Source organism: Saccharothrix sp. NPDC042600, from assembly GCF_040647305.1.
GTDB classification, from domain to species: domain Bacteria; phylum Actinomycetota; class Actinomycetes; order Mycobacteriales; family Pseudonocardiaceae; genus Actinosynnema; species Actinosynnema mutabilis.
Map to the genome: position 1 here is coordinate 19,432 of NZ_JBEZBW010000045.1, position 18,587 is coordinate 38,018.

At 69.3% G+C, this 18,587-nt stretch carries 22 protein-coding genes and 1 tRNA gene; 20 read left to right on the forward strand and 3 right to left on the reverse strand.

Annotated elements, in window-relative coordinates:
- Positions 1–118: 118 nt before the first annotated feature.
- The gene (locus tag AB0A74_RS24750) at positions 119–628 is read left to right on the forward strand and encodes a phosphoribosyltransferase (protein WP_358252989.1); all 510 of its coding nucleotides are present in this window, start codon (positions 119–121) and stop codon (positions 626–628) included.
- A gap of 262 nt (positions 629–890) precedes the next feature.
- Here the strand turns inward: AB0A74_RS24750 and AB0A74_RS24755 are convergent, their stop codons facing one another.
- Complete coding sequence (locus AB0A74_RS24755) at positions 891–1,643, reverse strand: HAD hydrolase-like protein (protein ID WP_358252923.1); 753 nt, start codon at positions 1,641–1,643, stop codon at positions 891–893.
- Positions 1,549–2,421 (reverse strand): GntR family transcriptional regulator, encoded by an 873-nt coding sequence (locus AB0A74_RS24760; protein WP_358252924.1) that lies wholly within the window; start codon positions 2,419–2,421, stop codon positions 1,549–1,551. Before AB0A74_RS24760 ends, AB0A74_RS24755 begins: the two co-directional genes overlap by 95 nt.
- A 744-nt stretch (positions 2,422–3,165) precedes the next feature.
- Here AB0A74_RS24760 and AB0A74_RS24765 point away from each other — a divergent pair.
- From AB0A74_RS24765 to AB0A74_RS24850, 18 genes are all read left to right on the forward strand, one after another.
- Positions 3,166–3,480, forward strand: a complete 315-nt coding sequence (locus AB0A74_RS24765; RefSeq protein WP_358252926.1) for a hypothetical protein — start codon at positions 3,166–3,168, stop codon at positions 3,478–3,480.
- Entirely contained in the window at positions 3,480–3,938 is a 459-nt protein-coding gene (locus AB0A74_RS24770) for a Pycsar system effector family protein (RefSeq protein ID WP_358252928.1), read from the forward strand. The genes AB0A74_RS24765 and AB0A74_RS24770 overlap by 1 nt, the downstream gene beginning before the upstream one ends.
- Positions 3,938–4,120 (forward strand): hypothetical protein, encoded by a 183-nt coding sequence (locus AB0A74_RS24775; RefSeq protein WP_358252929.1) that lies wholly within the window; start codon positions 3,938–3,940, stop codon positions 4,118–4,120. The genes AB0A74_RS24770 and AB0A74_RS24775 overlap by 1 nt, the downstream gene beginning before the upstream one ends.
- A 23-nt stretch (positions 4,121–4,143) precedes the next feature.
- Entirely contained in the window at positions 4,144–4,563 is a 420-nt protein-coding gene (locus AB0A74_RS24780; RefSeq protein WP_358252931.1) for an RRQRL motif-containing zinc-binding protein, read from the forward strand.
- Entirely contained in the window at positions 4,560–4,694 is a 135-nt protein-coding gene (locus AB0A74_RS24785; protein WP_358252933.1) for a hypothetical protein, read from the forward strand. The genes AB0A74_RS24780 and AB0A74_RS24785 overlap by 4 nt, the downstream gene beginning before the upstream one ends.
- 9 nt (positions 4,695–4,703) lie before the next feature.
- A complete protein-coding gene (locus AB0A74_RS24790; RefSeq protein ID WP_358252934.1) occupies positions 4,704–4,901 on the forward strand; it encodes a hypothetical protein in 198 nt (65 codons plus the stop codon).
- 162 nt (positions 4,902–5,063) lie between these two features.
- A complete protein-coding gene (locus tag AB0A74_RS24795; RefSeq protein ID WP_358252936.1) occupies positions 5,064–5,330 on the forward strand; it encodes a hypothetical protein in 267 nt (88 codons plus the stop codon).
- Positions 5,327–6,454 carry a hypothetical protein gene (locus AB0A74_RS24800; RefSeq protein ID WP_358252938.1) on the forward strand — a complete coding sequence of 376 codons (1,128 nt, stop codon included), beginning with the start codon at positions 5,327–5,329 and terminating at the stop codon, positions 6,452–6,454. The genes AB0A74_RS24795 and AB0A74_RS24800 overlap by 4 nt, the downstream gene beginning before the upstream one ends.
- Positions 6,451–8,703 carry an FtsK/SpoIIIE domain-containing protein gene (locus AB0A74_RS24805; protein WP_358252939.1) on the forward strand — a complete coding sequence of 751 codons (2,253 nt, stop codon included), beginning with the start codon at positions 6,451–6,453 and terminating at the stop codon, positions 8,701–8,703. The genes AB0A74_RS24800 and AB0A74_RS24805 overlap by 4 nt, the downstream gene beginning before the upstream one ends.
- A 229-nt stretch (positions 8,704–8,932) precedes the next feature.
- Complete coding sequence (locus tag AB0A74_RS24810) at positions 8,933–9,106, forward strand: hypothetical protein (RefSeq protein WP_358252941.1); 174 nt, start codon at positions 8,933–8,935, stop codon at positions 9,104–9,106.
- A 12-nt stretch (positions 9,107–9,118) separates the two neighbouring features.
- A complete protein-coding gene (locus AB0A74_RS24815) occupies positions 9,119–9,286 on the forward strand; it encodes a hypothetical protein (protein WP_358252943.1) in 168 nt (55 codons plus the stop codon).
- 25 nt (positions 9,287–9,311) lie between these two features.
- Positions 9,312–9,884 carry a hypothetical protein gene (locus tag AB0A74_RS24820; RefSeq protein WP_358252945.1) on the forward strand — a complete coding sequence of 191 codons (573 nt, stop codon included), beginning with the start codon at positions 9,312–9,314 and terminating at the stop codon, positions 9,882–9,884.
- A 301-nt stretch (positions 9,885–10,185) separates the two neighbouring features.
- Positions 10,186–11,307 (forward strand): DNA (cytosine-5-)-methyltransferase, encoded by a 1,122-nt coding sequence (gene dcm / locus AB0A74_RS24825; protein WP_358252946.1) that lies wholly within the window; start codon positions 10,186–10,188, stop codon positions 11,305–11,307.
- Positions 11,304–12,125, forward strand: a complete 822-nt coding sequence (locus AB0A74_RS24830) for a hypothetical protein (RefSeq protein ID WP_358252948.1) — start codon at positions 11,304–11,306, stop codon at positions 12,123–12,125. Before dcm ends, AB0A74_RS24830 begins: the two co-directional genes overlap by 4 nt.
- An 86-nt stretch (positions 12,126–12,211) precedes the next feature.
- Complete coding sequence (locus tag AB0A74_RS24835; protein ID WP_358252949.1) at positions 12,212–13,264, forward strand: bifunctional DNA primase/polymerase; 1,053 nt, start codon at positions 12,212–12,214, stop codon at positions 13,262–13,264.
- A complete protein-coding gene (locus AB0A74_RS24840; RefSeq protein WP_358252951.1) occupies positions 13,261–14,928 on the forward strand; it encodes a hypothetical protein in 1,668 nt (555 codons plus the stop codon). Before AB0A74_RS24835 ends, AB0A74_RS24840 begins: the two co-directional genes overlap by 4 nt.
- A 236-nt stretch (positions 14,929–15,164) precedes the next feature.
- The gene (locus tag AB0A74_RS24845) at positions 15,165–15,332 is read left to right on the forward strand and encodes a helix-turn-helix domain-containing protein (protein WP_358252953.1); all 168 of its coding nucleotides are present in this window, start codon (positions 15,165–15,167) and stop codon (positions 15,330–15,332) included.
- On the forward strand, positions 15,332–16,705 hold the full coding sequence (locus tag AB0A74_RS24850; RefSeq protein ID WP_358252954.1) for a tyrosine-type recombinase/integrase: 1,374 nt from the start codon (positions 15,332–15,334) through the stop codon (positions 16,703–16,705). Before AB0A74_RS24845 ends, AB0A74_RS24850 begins: the two co-directional genes overlap by 1 nt.
- 126 nt (positions 16,706–16,831) lie before the next feature.
- Here the strand turns inward: AB0A74_RS24850 and AB0A74_RS24855 are convergent.
- Positions 16,832–16,906 (reverse strand) — tRNA-Arg (locus AB0A74_RS24855).
- Between the two features lie 88 nt (positions 16,907–16,994).
- Here AB0A74_RS24855 and AB0A74_RS24860 point away from each other — a divergent pair.
- Complete coding sequence (locus AB0A74_RS24860; RefSeq protein WP_358252986.1) at positions 16,995–18,545, forward strand: SDR family NAD(P)-dependent oxidoreductase; 1,551 nt, start codon at positions 16,995–16,997, stop codon at positions 18,543–18,545.
- The last annotated feature ends 42 nt before the right edge of the window (positions 18,546–18,587 follow it).

An 18,587-nucleotide genomic window follows, 5' to 3' on the forward strand; every position in this document is an offset into this window, starting at 1 on the left:
CCTGGCCGATAATGTTGCGATCTTGGCCTTTGTGCGCGGAGGATCATCGGGGCCACCACATCAGTCTGCGCATACAATGCGCGCGTACAAGGGTAGGCCTCCTGCTGAGAAGTGTGCGATGGACCTCGAACTAATGACGGTTGCCGCCACACTCATCCACCAAGATTGCTTCACACTCGCCTTTGGGTATCGATGGGACAGCATTACGTTCGTCTCATCAATCAATAATCCGGGCAACTCTCATCCAGTCGCGCAGATAGCTCGCATGGTGTATGGCGTTCCTGTGACTGGACGCTTTCTTTTGTGGCCCGGACCAGGTTTCTCCGATCCTGACAGAACTGTTCGCGCTGACCGGTTCAGCGTGCCGGACAAGTATCGCGGCCGTGTCGAGGGCAAGAACGTCCTAGTGGTGGACGATACCTGGGTTTCAGGTGCCAAAATTCAGTCAGCAGCCGTTGCACTCCACGATGCAGGAGCCGCACATGTGACGGCGTTCAGCATCGGTCGCTGGTGTCGCTATGACTGGCCTAGTCACAAAGCAGTATTGGATACGCAACGAACTCCGTATGACGCATACGTCTGCCCTGCAAGATATGACGAATGCCAATACGAGGCGCGAGTGCGGTAGATGCAAACGGCACCGTAGCGCTTGAGTAGACGGGTACCCGACATCTCAGCCGGGCGTGGCCCTGTGCCCGGACACCCACGTCGACCAGGGACACGCGCGCTGGTGGCGTCACCACCCGAATCTCATGAGTAGTTGCAGCCGAGGCGCGCACCAAGCACCCATGCAGTCACCTCAGCCTCATCGCACAAAGGTCGGTGAGTGGATTAGCATACAGATGTGCGGGGTACCGTTCGCCGGTGCCCCGCACATTTCCGTCATTTCCTCAGAGCAGAAATGCCATGCTGTCAACCACGGCGTCGGCACCAGCGAGGGACAAGGCCTCCGCTTTCCCGGGCTTGTTCGCGTAACCGATGGACTTCACGCCAGCGGCTATGCTCGCGGCCACGTCCGACGTAGTATCTCCAATCAAGATTACATCGGCCGGACTGACACCCAGCACTTTGATCGCTACGTGCAATGAGTGCGGGTTAGGTTTCATCAGCGCAGGGTCAGCGTAAGCTCGACCAGAGATGAAAGCCGGAAGGCCGCCCAGACCATGCAAGCCGAGGTACTTAGCGATCGCTGCTTCACAATTGTTGCTGACTACCGCCACACTGCGACCGCTCGCCACAATGCTGTGCATCACTTCGCCGACACCAACAGTCTGCTCCGCAGACTCAACGGCCACGCATTCCGCGTGGATAAGCCTGTCTTCAACGGCGATGAGGTTCTCTGGGCTGTGAATGCCAGACCAGCGGAGAACTTCCATTGGGTCTGACTCGCTACCGAGTTCCGCCGGAATAGACGTCCCCCTACGGCGCAGCAGTTCCACGAGGTCCGACGCAACCTGGTCGGCCGGGTGGCCAGCGAAGACGCTGCATACAGGGCCGTCGAAGTCGAGAAGTACGGCCTTCGCTCGACCAAGCACCTCTTTCGCAGCCTCATGCATTGGCCTTCTCCCGGGCAATCGAGTTCCAAATGGAGTCGAACCAGGTCCGCGCTTGGCGCACGTACTCGGCTGCTGTGGATGTGTCATCCCCGTCGTTGATCGAGTATTGAAAGAGCGTGGCGTCCTTGCCCATTGGGTCGTAGATTGACACCGACTCACCCTTGATGGTCACATCATGCTGGACGACAGGATAAAAGCCGAAGAAGGCATCCTCGTTATTCAGGATGTAGAGCTTCAGCACCGGCGGAATTCCGTGGACCCTAACTTGGACGCTGCCGGACTTGATCAATCCCAAGTCTTCGAGTTCCTGAACATCGTCGACGATAGCATCGATCGACCGCTGCGTAATGCGCTGCTGACGCATTCGCACCCCCTCGTCGTCCGCTGCCGTGTCGGCCCTGCATGGCAGTGCCATTGGTGCCGACATGTCGGAGACCATTATCCGCACCACGATAGTCTCTGGCGTCAGACGTCCAGCACGTACCTTGTCGAGGACCTCCGACAGAGTGTTTCGCAGCGTTTCGCTGCCAAAACCAGCAAAATCGATGGACACGTGCGTACGTTCGAACGCCGCTTCAACGTGCGGGCGAAGGCCAACCGGTCGCTCGGTTTGCGCCCGTACGAATGTACCGCTTCCCTGGCGGCTGACAATCAGGTGCTCAGATGCGAGCAGCCTGAGCGCAGCTTTGACCGTCTCACGAGCCACGCCAAACCTACTGGCCAGCGCAGGCTGCGACGGCAGCTTGTCTCCAGGCTGAAGCTTTCTGGTCAAGATCGCGGCCCTGAGCTTGGTGGCGATCTGCTGGGACTCCGTGCGCGGATCGTCCGGATCAAGGTCGTCTAGGTACTCCAGGCCCTCGCTCATGCCAGCCAGCATACTGCCTGACTAGCCAAGACGTACTTCCTTGGCTCCGTCGCTTGACATGACTAGCCATGTCCGCCAAGCTAACGGCAGCGCCCACCTGACTAGCCAGGTGAGCCAAGCGGATCGCGAGGCCTACCGCCTTGACCGCTTCTGATCTTTGAGAACTGCATACGTTCCTGGATTCAGCGACTGGGCATGGGGCTGACGAAGGGGGTGGGCCGTACGGCGGCGCGGCGTGAGCCGGTGACGCTAGGTCTGTCCACACTGGAGGGAGATCACCCGACGCGTTTCGGGCGGATCCCGGAAGGTGATTAAGCCCTTCCCGCCGCACGGGTTCTTGCCGTGCGTTGCCGTGGGAGACGTTGCCCTGATCGCTGCGTGTGCATGGTCCCGGCGGGAAAGCCGCCGCGACGTTCGCAACCCGTGCGCCTTTCCGCCGTGGACGTAGCGCAGTCGTTCTTTGACACCTCCACAGCTGTGTGAGCGGCCCGCCTGCCTGCCCTGCATGAAGGGCTGAGGGGGCCTGGCCGCTGTCAGCCGCGATTGCGGCTGGCTCTCCGGTGTGCGGATCTCGCCCGACACCGGGGAGCACTCCAGACCAGACGCATCCGTTGGATGCCGTTCCTTCGCACCACACCCGCTGACACATGCGGGGAGCCCGGCTGATCGCCGGCGCAGGTGCGGAGGTTCGGGAGCCAACGGCTTGACCGGGTTCCTTCCATTCCTATGCGAGGGGTTCACCTGATGAACGCTCACGAGATCACGAACGCCGGCATCGACACCGAGCCGACCGCGGACCAGATCGCCGCCATCGACGCGTCGGGTGTCCTGACCGCCCTGGACGCGGAGTTCCACCACCTGATCAGCCACCCGAGCCTGTCCGCCGAACTGGCCGAGATCCGGCGGGCGCAGCCGGTGAGGACCACCGCCCTGCTCGACGGGTCCGCCCGCGCCGCCCGTGACCTGCGCATCGCCGAGCGCACCCGGGAGAACGCCGCGCGGGTCCTGGCCATGCACCACACGGTCACGTCCGTCCGGGCCGTGGGCGAGGCCGCGTGATGGCCGCGCAGTCGATCGAGGCCGCGTTCGCGGACGTGGTGGCGCAGATCGGCCAGGCGAACGGCAAGGCCGCCGCGCTGCTGCCGCTGTTCGGCGGCGCGGTGGTGGGTGTGGTCGCCCTGGCGGCGCGGCCGATGCCGGTCGCCGCGCAGCTGCTGCTGGGTCTGGCCGCCGGGTTCGCGTTGGGCGCGGTGTTGCTGCTGCTGTGGGTGGTGCGTCCGCAGTTCACCGCGCACGACGAGAACGGGTTCCCGTTCGTGATGCGGTTCGCCGACCGGCCCTCCGCGTTGCTGGCGGCGCTGGAGGACCGGCCGGGTGAGGTGGCGATGGCCACCCACGCGGTGCGCCTGGCGCAGATCGTGCGCCGCAAGTACGTGCGGGTGCGGGTCGCGGTGGACCTGATCGTGATGGCGCTGCTGCTGGTCGCCGTCGCGCTGACCGTGATGGCGGTGGCGTGATGGCCGGGTACATCCAGCCCGGTGACCAGCGCCGGCCGTGGACCGCCGAGGAGCACCGTGCGGAAGCGCGCCGGCTGCTCGGCCACCCGGGCACGGACGGGGACACCGTGAACCGCCTGGCCGCCGCGCAGGTGCACGCGCTGTTGGCGCTGTCGCTGCGCCCGTTGCCCGGGCCGTCGTGATGGCGGGCAGAAGGTTCCCGTGGGTGCTGGCCCGGTCCGTGCCGTGGGCCGACGGGCCGCAGTTCACCCGCGGCACCCACGAGGGCTTACCGCTGCTGTCCTACGGGTGCGCGCCTCGCACCAAGCTCGCCACCCGCCGGCAACTGCGCGCGATGGGGTTACGGCCCAACGGTCAGGACCCGGTGGCGGTGCTCTACGTGCGGCACAGCGGGTCCGGCAAGACCAACTTCGCCAGCCTCTACCTGATCGACCGGGCCGCACCGGTCCGACCGATGACCCGGGCCAAGTGGACCGCGCTGGCGAAAGCCAACCTGGCGCGGCGGATCTGCCCGCAGTGCGGCCGTGACCGCCTCTACGTCATCCCTCCCACGTTGGGCGCATGCTTCGACTGCGTCGCCCACGAGACCACCGAAACCACCCCGGGCGAACGGAAGGCCGCGTGATGTGGGTCGAGTGCACCGCCTGCGGAGGCGACGGAACGGGCTGCACGGACCCGGACTGCCTGTGCGACTGCACCGACTGCGGCAGCGCCGGCGGCTGGGAGTTCCCCGACACCGACCACGACACCGAGTGAGGAACAGCCATGTTGATTCCCGACCCGGACAACACCGCCCGCAACTGCCCCGCCGGGTGCGGCCTGACCACCGTCCTGGCGGACCTGGGCGACGGCCGCAAGGTCCGCGTGCACTGCGGCACCTTCCGCACCGCCTGCCCCGGCCAGCCCACCCGGCAGACCCCGCACACCTGGACCCGATATGCCTGGCCCGCGCACGCGGCCTGACTTCGCCCGGACCGGCGGCCAATCCCGCCAAGAACAGCCCGCCGGTCCGGTCCACCCCAACACCGCCCCACCAGGGGCGGGTCAGGAGAGACCAAGCATGTCCGACAACGCCCGTAACCACCAACCGCCGCCCGTGCGCCTGGTCACGCGGGGGGTTGTGCGATGAGCGGTGTTCCCGCCCCGGTGCTGTTGCTGATGGCCGCGCTGGCCGTCGCCGGGTTGATCGTGTTGTGGAAGGTGCTGCTCACCGCCGGCCTGATCGGGTTGGCGCAGTGGGTGGTGATCACCCAGACCGAAAGCCCCACCGCCGTGCTGATCGCCTTGGGCGTGCCGGCGTTGGTGGTGGCGGTGCTGCTGCGCCGCGCGGGCGCTCGCCGTCCGCTGTCCCGTTCCTCGCTTCGTCTGCGCCGTCAGGAGGTCGTGTCATGAGCACGTGGCAGGAGGAACGTCGCGCCAACCGCGTCGCCGAGGCCGCGATCCGTCGGGCGGACCGGGACGCCGAAGCCGAACGGCGTCGGGCCGACCGGGCCGCGCAGGTGCAGTTGCGTGAGGAGGTGGCGCAGGCCGCCCGCGACCGGCGGGAGGCCGCGGTCAAGGCGGTGGCCGGTTGGGTGCGGGCGCACACGTTGGACCTGCTGTTCGTGCCGGTGATCCTGGTTCCGGCCGTGCTGGCGTGGACGGCGATGGCCGCCTACGGCCGTGAGGTGTTCGGTCCGGCCGGCGTGTTGCTGCCGCTGTTCTCCGAGGGCGCGATGTGGACGTTCGCGTTCGCCGTGCCGATGGCGCAGCGGGCTGGCCGCGCCACTGGCTGGCTGCACCTGGGTGTGTGGGTGTTCGCGGCCGTGGCCGCGGTCCTGAACTACGTCCACGGCGAGACTGTCGCCCACGGCGTGGTGATGGCCCTGGTGTCGGTGGGCGGTGTCGTGGTCCACCAACTGATCACCGCCTCTCCGCTGGGCCGCCGCCCGACCCGGGCCGAACGCGACCACGAGCGACTTCAGCGCCTGGCCGCCCGGCGGGTGGTCGCGGTGCGCCGCGCCGCCGTGCGGCAGGCCGCCGCCGCGCTGGCCGCCGACGGCACCGCCACTCTCGTGCACGCCCCGGGCGTGGTGCGGTTGCGCCGCCGGGTGCTGGGCCGTTCGCGGCTGGTGCCCGCCGTGGTGGCAGGGCTGCCCGTGGCCGGTGCCGGCGACACGCTCGCCGAGCAGATGGCGGCGGAGATCGGCGAGTACCTGTCCGCGCTGCCCGCGCCGCGCCCCGCCGCCGACGCCGCCGGCGACCGGTCCGGGCAGGGGTCGGAGATCGGCGCGCGGCCGGCGGGAACAGCGGAAACCGGCACCGCGCTGACCGACCCGAAGATCACGCGCTACGTCGCGCGGGTGCGGGCGGCCATCGACGGTGAACGGCTCGCCGCCGCCCCGTCGCGCAAGCAGGTGCAGCGGTTCCTGCGCTGCCGCGCCGAGGACGCCGCCGCCGTGCACCGCGTCCTGTTCCCCGCCCACCCCGACAACGGTCCCGATGACGACGGCCCCCGTGAGGAGGTGACCGCATGACCACGCCCGACCCCCGCCACGACGACGGCCCGCGCGGTGGAACCGGTGTGCGCGACAACGTCGTGCCGCTGCGCCCCGCCGTATCCGCCGCGGGAACGGAGATCGAGCCCGCGCCCCCGGTGATGGAGGGCGAGCTGCTGACGCCGGAGGAGTCGGCGGCGCTGGACCGTCGGTTGGCGGCGCAGCGTGCGGAGCGGCTGCGCGCGGCGGCGGGCACGGTCGCGCGGGTGGTGCGCACCGGCGCCACCCACGACCGGACCCGGCGGGCCGGGCGGGCGGTGGTGCGCAACGCCCTGTACGTGCCGGCCGGTGCGGGGGTGGTGGCCCGCCAGGTGTGGGAGGCCCACACCACCGCCCGCTACCAGCGGATGATGCGCGCGGCCGAAGCCGCGGGGGACTTCGCGGCGGTCGCGGAGTGGGAGGAGCGGCAGGCCCGGTTCGTCGCCGAACGGCACCGCCGGATCATGACGTGGCTCGCGGCCCCGGTGCACGTGGTCAAGGCCGTGTTGGTGGTGCTGGTCGCGCTGGTCGGGCTGCTGTTGCTCACCGGCCTGGTGCTGGCGGTCAACAGCGGCGACCTGGCCGCGTTCCTGACCCCGTTCGCCACCACGTTCGCGGTGCTGTCCGGTGTGGTGTCGGTGATCGACGCGGTGTGGGGGCCGCTGACCACGGCGGCCCCGTTCGCCGCGCTGGCGTGGCTGTGGCACGTGGGCCGCACCCGCACCACCCCGCCGTCCTGGGTCGCCGCCCACCGGTCCGAGGACCGCACGGACGTGCCGATCACCCCGTCGGTCCTGGTGACCGCGCTGCGGGACCTGGGCGTGTCCAAGCTGACCCGGGCCATCAAGGAGATGGGTGACGCCGGCGCGGGCATGCTCGGGCTGATCCGCATCGCCGGGTGCGGCGTCGAGGTGGACGTCACCCTGCCCTCGGGGGTGTCCACCCACGACATCACCGGCAAACGGCGACGCCTGGCGGAGAACCTCTACCGCCACGAACACGAACTGTTCATCACCATCCCCCCGGCCGCACGCACGGTCCGGCTGTGGATCGCCGACCCCGGCGAACTCGACAAACCCATCGGCCCGTCCCCGCTGGTCACCGACCCCACGATGACCGCCGACATGTACACCGGCCGCGCCCCGTGGGGGCAGGACCTGCGCGGTGACGCGATGACGTTGTCGCTGCTGCAACGACACCTGCTGATCACCGGCCTGTCCAACCAGGGCAAGACCGCCGCCCTGCGCGCCCTGGCGCTGTGGCTGGCCCTGGACGCCACGGTGGAGTTCCGGATCGCCGACCTGAAGGGCATCGGCGACTGGCACATGTTCGCCGACCTGGCCACCGTGCTGATCGAAGGCCCGACCGACGACCACGCCTGCGCCGCAACCCACATGCTCGAAGCCGGGGTGGAGGAGATGGAACGCCGCCTGGCCGCGGTGGACCCCGAGACCCACAAGAACGGCGTCACCCGCGACCTCGCGCGCGCCGGTAAGGGATTCCATCCCCTGGTGCTGATCGTGGACGAGGCGCAGCAGGCGTTCATGAACCCCGCCGTCGGCGAGGACAAGCGGCCCTACGGCGGGCAGACCAACAAGTCCCGCTACTTCATGGCCGCCCGCAAGCTCCACAACCAGGGGCGGGCGGTCAACGTCACCCTGTGGCAGGGCACCCAGAACCCCACCGACCAGAACCTGCCCAAGCTGGTCCGCGAAGGCGCGCACATCCGCGCCTCCCTGGTCGTGGGCACCGAGAGCGAGGCCCGCATGGCGTTGGGGGACAAGGCAGTCAACGCCGGCGCGGCACCGCAGGAACTGCGCCAGGGCCTGGACAAGGGAACCCTGCTCGTCGCCGGCGACGGCGTCCCGCTGCCCCCGCAACAGGCCGCCATCACCGTGCGGACCCACTTCATCGACGGAGAAGACGCCACCACCATCGCCGACCGCGCCAAGACCCTGCGCACCCGCACCACCACCCGCACCACCGACAGCGACACCCCGGCGCGCGACCTGCTCGCCGACCTGGCACAGGTCATGGGCACCGAACCCAAGACCCGCAACGAGATCCTGCGTTCCCGACTGGCCGAACTGGACCCCGACACCTACGAGGGCATGTCCGCCACCGACTTCGCCGAACGACTCGCCGAACACGGCATCGCCTCCTACAAGGCCCACGGCGGCGTCATGACCACCCGCCGCTCCGAGATCGACCGGGCGATCACGGAACGCGACGAAACCGGCGGGGAGTGACCCGGGGAGCGGAGCGGGGAGGCACGCCCGACCCGGGGAGTACTCCCCGCACGCCTCCCCGCACGGCCTCCCCGCTGTGACCAGCACAGACAGCCCTGCGGGGAGGCGGGGAGGCGCACCGCGCCGACCTGCGGAAACCCTCGAAAACACGCTCTGAACGCAGGCGGGTCCACATCCCCGCACGATGACGCACATCCACAGTCCACTACGCACAGTTACGGAGACGATCGTGTCCAAGCAGATCATGCACATGGGCAACCGCCGCTGGTGGGACGGCAAGGTCAAGACCCTCTGCGGCCTGACCATTGAGGACGGTGGGGCCGAGAAGGTCTGGTTCCCGTCCCTGTCCAGGCACACGCCGTGCCCGGCCTGCGAGGCCGTCCACCAGCGGACCAGCCGGTAGAGGGGGCGGGTCATGGCCAAGAACGCCCAGGACGACGGCCTGATCCACATCGAGAAGTCCCGCAGTCTGTGGGACGGGCACTCCAAGACGATGTGCGGCCGGCGCATCGAGAAGGCCGAAGCGGTTTGGGTGTGGTTCACCAGCCGGAAGTGGTGCCCCATCTGCGAGGCCCACAAGTAGCCCCACTCCAGGACGGGGACGTGACATGTGCAGGACCGGCGGCCGTCGCTGCGACGGCAGCAACCACACCAGCCGCGCCACCCAGACCACCCGCAAACGCGTCTCACGCGCCCGCAAAGCCCTACGCGAGGCCAAAGCCGGCGGTGACGCCGATGCCATCGCCGCCGCGCAGCAACGGCTCACCGCCGCGCGCGCAGCACACCAGGAAGCACGCGAGACCATGCGCCCGAACGATGACACCGCACCTCACGCCCGGGACGTGACCCGAGACGACAGGTCGGACGCGAACACGAACCCGCCGTCCACACAGGACACCGACCGGCTCGGACGGGCCACGGTGCGCGTGGTGAACAACCACGTCAGCCACATCAGCGGCAACGCCACCGTGTACCAGGCAGACGTGATCCACGGACCGCTGGTATTCGACACAGGCCCGGACCGGGACGTGACCACCGAACCCGCGCCACGCACCACCCGACCGACCGGCACCGGGCGCGCCAAGGTCCAGGCCGGTCTGATCTTCGGCGGCATCCACGGCGCAGCCCACGACGTGGATGTGACCGCCACCAACATCCGGCGCACCCGGCACACCGACTGACAACACCCCCACGACAAGCCGCCACCAGTCGGTGGCAACCCCACTCCCACGGAGGTAGACCGATGATCGTCAACCAGCCCCCGGCCAGCGCCCACCAGCCCGAATGCAACTGCGGCGCGGCCGTGGGCGAGTACCACCAGGCATGGTGTGACGCGCTCAAGGCCCCCGCAGACCGGACCGGCCAAGAGGGGTAGCCCGCTGACATCACAGCAGCCCGCACCGGGGACGTGACCACTCGCGCCCGTCCCCGGTGCGGCACTCCCACCACGCGTGACCATCCACAAGAGACGGGGGCTTCGCCATGCTCATCGGTGGCCTGTTCGAGGGCTACGGCGGACTGACCGCCGCCATCCGCACGGCACTGGGTGGCAAGCCTGCGTGGTTCTGCGAGAACGACCCGGGGGCATCTGCCGTGCTGGCCCACAACGAACCCGGCGTGCTCAACCTGGGCGACATCACCCGCGTGGACTGGGACACCGTGCCGCGGGTTGACGTACTCGCCGGCGGGCCACCCTGCCAGGACCTCAGTCTGGCCGGTGCGGGCGCGGGCCTGCGGCGCGACACCCGCTCTGGACTGTGGTTCCACATGGCCGACGCCATTGCCGCGCTGCGCCCGCGGCTGGTCGTCATCGAGAACGTGAGAGGACTGCTCAGCCGTGAAGCCGATAGCGACGTAGAACCCTGCCCGTGGTGTCTGGGAGACCGAGCAGACGTCCCTGCTCTGCGGGCACTCGGAGCCGTTCTCGGCGACCTGGCCCGCCTCGGGTACGACGCGCGATGGTGTGGCCTACGCGCATCCGACGTCGGAGCGCCGCACGAACGGTTCCGCGTCTTCGTCGTTGCTGCCGACACCACGCGCGACGGACGGCACCAAGGGTGGCCCCAACCAGCGCGGCTCCTCGGGGGACCTGATGCTGCCGTCCGCGGTGATGGCGTTGCTGCCCACGCCGACCGCGTCGGACGCCAACGGCCCGGGAGCACATGGGACGGGAGCAGCGGACCTGCGCACCACGGTAAGGATGCTGCCGACACCGACCGCACGCGACGGCAAGGGGCCGAACCAGCGCGGGGACGCGACCTACCTGCACGGAGCGCTGTCCGGTGGGGAGCCTACGAACCCGCCGTCCGCCGCTGGGAAGCCATCCTAGGACGACCCGCACCAGCGCCCAGCGTCCCCGGACGTAACGGCAACGCGGTGCTCAACCCGGTGTTCGTGGAATGGCTCATGGGCCTCGACCACGGTCACGTCACCGCCGTCCCCGGCCTGTCCCGCAACCAACAGCTCCGCATCCTCGGCAACGGCGTCGTGCCCCAACAAGGCGCAGCAGCGCTGCGCCGGCTTCTGCGTCACGGAGCGGAAGCCGTACCAGGGGCACACAGCAGCAGCGCGTTCGCGTCGGCAGACCTCGGGTATGTGGCATGAAAGCCCGGTTCCTGTTAGGGGTGCACCAGCCGGCGTTCCTGGAACGCGCGGGGGTGCCGCTGTTCGTGTCGGACACCCGGTTACGCGACTACAAGAACCTGCCGCGCGCAGCTGCGCCGTGGGCGCTGGACTCCGGCGGGTTCACCCAGTTGCAGAAGTACGGGGAGTGGACCGTCCCGCCGGGGAAGTACGTGGCGCGGGTGCGGCGGTACCGCGACGAGATCGGGCGCATGGAGTTCGCCGCCATCCAGGACTGGATGTGCGAGTCCATCGTGATCTCCGGCGGCCGGGCGGGGCGGATGTTCTTCGTCGGCACCAAGTTGTCCGTCCCGGAGCACCAACGCCGCACCGTCTACAGCGCGGTCGAGCTGGAGATGCTCGCCCCGGATCTGCCGTGGCTGAAGGTGGTCCAGGGGGACAAGCGGGATGACTACCTGCGTTGCGCGGACCTCTACGAACGCGCCGGGATCGACCTGACCAAGGAGAGCCTTGTCGGGGTGGGCAGCGTGTGCCGCCGGCAAGGGATGCGCGAGGCGCACGACATTGTCCAGGCGCTGCGTGAGCGCGGGTTGCGCCGGCTGCACGGGTTCGGCGTCAAAACCAAGGGGTTGGCCCTGTTCGGCGACCTCTTGGACTCGGCTGACTCGCTGGCCTGGTCGGAGGATGCACGCCGTAAGGGGAATCGGGTGCTCTGCGGCACGGTCCACCCGCGCGGCGGCAAGAACTGCGCCAACTGCCTGCCCTACGCCCTGCAATGGCGCGCCCGCCTGCTCGATGCCCCCGCCCGCTCGCAATTGCAACTGCCGCTCGCCGCGTAGCCGGGGCCTGCTCCGCGCGGGCCGCGGGCCGTGCCGCGCGCGGTACCACCACGTCGCTGATCACTGCCTGGATAGGGGGATCGACCATGTCCACGAACTCTGTTGCCGACCGCGCGGCCGGTGCGGCCCGGTGGGTGGCGGCCCGCCTGGGCTGGCACGTGCTGCCGCTGCACCCCGACACCAAACGGCCCCTGGCCGGCTGCCCGGACTGCCGGGGCGGGGGCGGGCACACCGCGGCGAAGTGCCGGTGCCTGGCGCGCCGGGCTGGCGCGTTGTGCCACGGCGTGTGGGCGGCCAGCAACGACCCCGCCGTGATCGGCCGGTGGGCGACCCGGTGGCGGACCAGCGTGTGGGCGGTGCACCTCGGGGTGTCCGGGCTGCTGTGCGTGGATCTGGACGCCCACGGCGGCACCCCACCCGCCCAGCCGCTCAACGGCGTCCCGTGGCCCGCAGACCAGCCGCCGCCGGCGGACGGCATCGACACCTACGCCACCCTGGCCGGTCTGCGGGACGCGCCGGTGGACCCCGGCACCCTGGCCACCGACACCCCTTCGGGCGGGCTGCACCTGCTCTACACCGCCCAGCCGGGCCGGTGGAAGTCCAGCACCGGCCGCGCGCGCGACGACGCCGTGCGCACCGGCCTGGGCTGGCAGATCGACGTCAAGGCCCACGGCGGTTACGTGATCCTGCCCGGCTCGACCACCGCCGCCGGCACATACCGGCGCGCCTCCACCACCGTCACACCCGCGCCGCTACCCGGCTGGCTGGCCGCCGACCTGACCCGCACCGGCCACGACAAACACACCACCACGACCACACCGGCGGCACCACCGGCAGCCACGGTGGTCACCGCGCGCGACAACGACCGGCACGCCCGGTACGCCGCGGGCGCGCTGCGGTCCGCGTGCGCCGAGATCGCCGCCATGCCGCCGGACTCCGGGCGCAACCGCAAGCTGTTCCGCTCCGCCAGCCGGCTGGCCGGGATGGTCGCGGCCGGGTGGATCGACCGGGACCAGGTGGAGACCGCGCTGACCGAGGCCGCCGCCCACGCCGCACTCCCGGCCGGGGAGATCCGCTACGCGATCGCGTCCGGGTTCCGCCACACCCGGCCCGCGCCAGAGCACAGGAGCGCTTCATGACCACCGCCGCCGACACGACCACCGACACGACCGCGGTGGACACCGCGCCCGCCGACCGGTTGGCCATCCGGATCGGCGGCGAAGCCGAAACCATCCGCGTGCTCACCGCCGCCGTCGCCGAAGGCGCGCTGCCGGACGTGTTCGTCTCCGGCGGCCAACTGGTCCACCTGTCCCGGGTCTCCGGCGCGGCCGACCCCGGCGAACAACAACCCACCGCGCTGCCCGTGCGGGCCGACCCGGTCACCGCCCCGGCGCTGGCGTTCCTGCTCGCCCACCACACCTACGTCCACCGGCTCAAGAAGGACAAAGAGACCGGCGAGTGGGAAGAGGTGGAGGCCAGCCCCACCAAAACCGCGCTGTCGGCGGTGCTGTCCTCCCGCTACTGGCCCGGCGTGCGCCCGCTGACCGGCATCGTCGGCTCACCCGTGCTGCGCCCGGACGGAACCCTGCTCCAAACCACCGGCTACGACCCCGCCACCAGCCTCTACTACGCGCCCACCACACCCATGCCGCCGATCCCCACCACCCCCACCAGCGACCAGGTCACCCAGGCGCGGGAATTCGTGCTGGGCAGCCTGCTTCGCGACTTCCCGTTCGTCGCCCCCGCCGACCGGGCCAACCACCTGGCCCTGCTGTTCGCCCCGATCCTGCGCCCCTACCTCGGGTGCCTGACCCCCTTCGGGCTGATCTCCGCCACCACCCAGTCCAGCGGCAAAACCCTGCTCGCGGAAATCCCCGGCTACCTCTACGGCAGCAAAACCCTCGTCTGGCGCAAAGGAGATGACAGCGAGCTGGAGAAGGCCATCACCAGCGCCCTGCACAGCCCCGCGCCGATCATGCTGTGGGACAACATCGCCGAAGGCAGCATGGTCTCCTCCGCCGTCCTCGCGCAGCTGCTCACCTCACCACAATGGTCCGCCCGCATGCTCGGTTCCTCCGGCGCGGGGTTCACCGCGGTCAACGACCGGCTGTGGCTGGCCACCGGCAACAACATCCGCCTGGGCGGCGACATGGCCACCCGCACCGTCCTGGTCCGGCTCGACCCCAACGACCCCCACCCCGACCAGCGCGACCAGTCCCAATTCGGCATCCCACACCTTGACGCCTGGCTGAAAACCCCGGCCAACCGCGTCACGGTGCTGCGGCACCTGCTGATCCTGGTCATGGACTGGATCAACGCCGGCGCGCCCCGATCCGGTCACACCATGCGGCAGTTCACCAGTTGGGCACAAGCCGCCGGCGGGCTGCTCGCCCACCACGGTATCGACGGCTTCTTGGACAACCTGGCCGACATGCGCGAAGCCGACGACGAAGACGCCGAATGGGTCGCCTTCCTCGCCCGCTGGCACGAACTCAACCACGACCGCGCCATCACCAGCCGACACCTGCGCCAACAAGCCGAAATCGACATCGTCAACAACCAGCCCGTAGACCAATGGGAAGGAGCGTTCCTCACCGACGAACAAGGCCGCATACCGTCCACCAAATCGATCGGCCGCATCCTCACCGGCCACATCGGACGCTGGCACGGCGACTACGTACTCCGCTCCGCGATGGACACCCACGCCAAAGCCCGCGTCTTCTGGGTCGAAACCCGCACCACCACCGACCACCACACCACCGACCACCAGGAGCCAGCCGGCCAACCCGACCTCTGGCAGTAGCACCACCACCCGCTGGCGGACCGCGCAGCCACCGCCAGCGGCGGGTCTGCGGGTTTGGCCCGACCCGACGCGGGTTTGCTGCGGGTTTGAGCCGCGCCCAAACCCGCACCGCATCACCGCAGGTCACAGCCCCGGCACCCCCGGATTGACGGGTTTGCGGGTTTGACCCTCGCATCCCCCGCCGCACCGCACACAGCGACTAGAAGGGTCCGACAGTGCCCGAACAGCGAAGCTGGATGACCGTGGACGAGTTCTGTCGCGCTATGGGAATCGCGCGGTCCACGTTCAACGACTGGAAAGCCAAGAAGCGTGCGCCACGGGTGCGCAAACTCCCTAACGGCAAGTTGCGCATCGACCGATCCGACATCCAAGCCTGGTACGACGCTCTAGAGGTAGCGGCCTGATGAGCACCACGTACGACGTGCGCGTCTACAAGACCGAGACCTATCAGGGCAAGAAGACGACCACCCACTATGTCCGTTGGAAGGTGGCGGGCAAACTCCACCGTGAGGGTTTCCGCACTGCCGCGCTGGCAGACAGCTTCCGGTCAGACCTGGTGGCCGCTTCACGACGTGGTGAGGCCTTCGACATCACCAGCGGACTGCCGGTGACGATGCGACGTGAGGCGCAAACCATGTCGTGGTACGAACTGGCGTGCGCGTTCGTTGACATGAAATGGCCTCGGGCAGCCGCCACGACCAGGCGCACGAACGCGGAAGCTCTGACCACTGTCACAACGGCGATGTTCACCACCGGCAAGGGCAAACCCGACGACAAGCTCATCCGATCCGCTCTGGGCCGTTGGGCCTTCAACACGAACCGACGAGACGGGGACAAGCCGGACGACGTCAAGGCTGCGCTTCGCTGGATCGAGCGGAACACCCGCCCCGTGACCGCCCTGGCTGATCCGGAAGTGCTACGACCGGTGCTGGACGCACTCACGGTCCGGCTCGACGGCAAGCCCTACGCAGCGAGTGTGGTCAGCCGACGTCGCAAGATCTTGTCCACCACGGTCGAGTACGCCGTAGAGCGAAAGGTGCTCGCCAAGAACCCGATTCCCGCGCTCAAGTGGACCGCGCCACGAACAGTGCACGCGGTGGACCGGCGGTCAGTCGCCAACCCCGTGCAGGCACGCACCTTGCTGGCTGCCATCGGCACACAGCAGCGCAGCGGGCCGCGCCTGGTCGCGTTCTTCGGGTGTCTCTACTACGCCGCCATGCGACCTGAGGAAGCTGTTGCGCTGGCCAGACACAACCTTTCGCTCCCGCACGAGGGATGGGGGGAACTGACCATCGACACGGCCGAACCGCACGCAGGGAAGGAGTGGACCGACAGTGGAGCCAACCGCGACCGGCGACAGCTCAAGCAGCGGGCACGCGGAGAGACCCGCACGGTGCCGTGTCCACCGGAGTTGACTGCTCTGCTGCACTCCCACATCAAGCAGTTCGGCACGGCGCTGAACGGCCGGCTGTTCACCGGGGAGCGAAATGGGCAGGAGCTGCCGAAGCTCACCATCGTCCGGGCCTGGCAGCGTGCTCGCGCCGAAGTTTTCACCCCGGAAGTGGCCGCGACGCCGTTGGCGGGCACGCCCTATGACCTGCGCCACGCGGCCGTGTCCACATGGCTCAACGGAGGGGTTCCCGCGGTAACCGTCGCCGAGTGGGCAGGGCACTCCGTGGAGGTGTTGCTCAAGATCTACGCCAAGTGCCTGGACGGGGAGACGGCGGCGGTTCGCCGGCGTGTCGAAATCGCTCTGGGGCACCGATCGGAGGCCTGAAACTTTGGCACGTATTTGGCACAGATGGCCGTAGATCGCCGGTCGCGCTCGGACATGGCCGTACACGCACTGAAGGCCCTTGACCGGCTTTGCGCTGGTCAAGGGCCTTCAGTTGCTGGTCAAACGTGGTGCCCCCGGCAGGATTCGAACCTGCGCACCCGCCTCCGGAGGGCGGTGCTCTATCCCCTGAGCTACGGGGGCCGTAGCTACGGGAGAAGCTTAGCAGGGGTTTGGGGGTGGGTTCGCACCCCCTACCCTCCGGGGCGTGGAGCGAGTCGTCGAGCGGTTCGTGGAGCGGGGTGACCTGCGGGTTCGGGTGGTTGAGGGTGGGGTGCCGGGTGGGGTTGTCCTGGTGCTCGTGCATGGGTATCCCGATGACGCCCGTGTTTGGGACGGGGTGGCTGCTCGGCTCCAGCGGCGGTACTGGGTGGTTCGGGTTGATGTTCGTGGGGCCGGTGGGTCGGGGGCGCCGCGACGGCGGGACGGGTATCGGGTTGCCGAGGTGGTCGGGGACCTGGTGGCTGTGGGGCGCGGGTACTCCGGGGTCCATCTCGTGGGGCATGACTGGGGGGCCGTGATCGGGTGGGCCGCCGTGGCTCGGCATCCCGAGGTGTTCCGGTCGTTCGTCTCGATCTCCGGGCCCGATCTGGGGCACGTTCGGGACTGGGTGCGGCGGAACTGGTGGCGGCGGCCGGTTCGGGTGGTCGGGACGTTGGCTCGGTCCTGGTACGTCGCCGGGTTTCTGGTGCCGGGGCTCGCCGAGGGGGTGTGGCGGGTTGCCGGGCGGTGGATCGGGGGTCTGCGGGAACTGGTCAACGGGTTGGGGTTGTACCGCGCGAACCTGGGGGCGGGGGCCGAAGCCCGGCGGGTGAGCGTGCCGGTTCACCAGGTCGAGCTGGTGAAGGACCCGTTCGTGGGGCCCGGACACCTTGAGGCCGCCGAGAGGTGGACGGATGAGCTGTCGCGGTCTCGGCTGGTGGCGGGGCACTGGGCGCCTCGCACGCATCCCGAGCAGGTCGCGCGGGTGATCGAGGACTTCGTGGAAGGGCGGCGATCGCAGAGGGTCGTGGTCGTCACCGGGGGCGCTAGCGGGATCGGGCGGGCCACCGCCCTGCGGTTCGCTAGGGATGGCGCGTTCGTCGTGGTGCTGGACGTCGACCTCGAAGGGGCTGAGCGGACGGCCGCGGAAGCCGGTGGGGTCGGGTATCGGCTGGATGTGACCGATGGCGCGGCCACGCATGCCCTTGCGCGGGAGGTCGTTGAACGGCACGGGGTGCCGGATGTGGTCATGGCCAACGCCGGGGTCGCGGTCGCGGGCGCGTTCCTGGACACGTCCGAGGAGGACTGGCGACGGGTGGTGGACGTCAACCTGTGGGGTGTCGTGCACACGTTGCGGGCGTTCGCGCCGTACCTGGTCGAGCGCGGGCAAGGCGGGAACCTCGTGGTCACGGCCTCGGCCGCCGGTTACCTCCCGATGGCCACCCTCCCGGCCTACTCGACCACCAAGGCGGCCGTGCTGATGCTGGCCCAGTGCCTGGACGCCGAACTGCGCAAGCACCGCATCCGCGTGAGCGCCATCTGCCCCGGGGTGGTGGACACGAACATCGCGGCGACCACCCGGTTCGCCGGCTCGGACGACGCCGAACAGGAGCGGAAGAGGAAGAAGGCGGCGAAGATGTACAGGCTGCGCGGGTACAGCGCGGACAGGGCGGCCGACGAGGTCGTGCGGGCCGTCCGGGAGGGGCGGGTGGTGGTCCCGGTCACGCCGGAGGCCAGGTTCGTGCAGGTCGCGAACCGGATCGCGCCGTCGCTGGTCCGGTTCCTGGGAAGGTTCACCTGAGTCCGGTTGCACTCATGCGCATGTGACTATATGTTCCGAAGC

Bases quoted from the DNA above. Each gene is read 5' to 3' on its own strand.
- AB0A74_RS24750 (WP_358252989.1), top strand. From the start codon at position 119: ATGGACCTCGAACTAATGACGGTTGCCGCCACACTCATCCACCAAGAT.
- AB0A74_RS24755 (WP_358252923.1), bottom strand. From the start codon at position 1,643: ATGACACATCCACAGCAGCCGAGTACGTGCGCCAAGCGCGGACCTGGT.
- AB0A74_RS24760 (WP_358252924.1), bottom strand. From the start codon at position 2,421: ATGAGCGAGGGCCTGGAGTACCTAGACGACCTTGATCCGGACGATCCG.
- AB0A74_RS24765 (WP_358252926.1), top strand. From the start codon at position 3,166: ATGAACGCTCACGAGATCACGAACGCCGGCATCGACACCGAGCCGACC.
- AB0A74_RS24770 (WP_358252928.1), top strand. From the start codon at position 3,480: ATGGCCGCGCAGTCGATCGAGGCCGCGTTCGCGGACGTGGTGGCGCAG.
- AB0A74_RS24775 (WP_358252929.1), top strand. From the start codon at position 3,938: ATGGCCGGGTACATCCAGCCCGGTGACCAGCGCCGGCCGTGGACCGCC.
- AB0A74_RS24790 (WP_358252934.1), top strand. From the start codon at position 4,704: ATGTTGATTCCCGACCCGGACAACACCGCCCGCAACTGCCCCGCCGGG.
- AB0A74_RS24795 (WP_358252936.1), top strand. From the start codon at position 5,064: ATGAGCGGTGTTCCCGCCCCGGTGCTGTTGCTGATGGCCGCGCTGGCC.
- AB0A74_RS24800 (WP_358252938.1), top strand. From the start codon at position 5,327: ATGAGCACGTGGCAGGAGGAACGTCGCGCCAACCGCGTCGCCGAGGCC.
- AB0A74_RS24805 (WP_358252939.1), top strand. From the start codon at position 6,451: ATGACCACGCCCGACCCCCGCCACGACGACGGCCCGCGCGGTGGAACC.
- AB0A74_RS24815 (WP_358252943.1), top strand. From the start codon at position 9,119: ATGGCCAAGAACGCCCAGGACGACGGCCTGATCCACATCGAGAAGTCC.
- AB0A74_RS24820 (WP_358252945.1), top strand. From the start codon at position 9,312: ATGTGCAGGACCGGCGGCCGTCGCTGCGACGGCAGCAACCACACCAGC.
- dcm (WP_358252946.1), top strand. From the start codon at position 10,186: ATGCTCATCGGTGGCCTGTTCGAGGGCTACGGCGGACTGACCGCCGCC.
- AB0A74_RS24830 (WP_358252948.1), top strand. From the start codon at position 11,304: ATGAAAGCCCGGTTCCTGTTAGGGGTGCACCAGCCGGCGTTCCTGGAA.
- AB0A74_RS24835 (WP_358252949.1), top strand. From the start codon at position 12,212: ATGTCCACGAACTCTGTTGCCGACCGCGCGGCCGGTGCGGCCCGGTGG.
- AB0A74_RS24840 (WP_358252951.1), top strand. From the start codon at position 13,261: ATGACCACCGCCGCCGACACGACCACCGACACGACCGCGGTGGACACC.
- AB0A74_RS24845 (WP_358252953.1), top strand. From the start codon at position 15,165: ATGACCGTGGACGAGTTCTGTCGCGCTATGGGAATCGCGCGGTCCACG.
- AB0A74_RS24850 (WP_358252954.1), top strand. From the start codon at position 15,332: ATGAGCACCACGTACGACGTGCGCGTCTACAAGACCGAGACCTATCAG.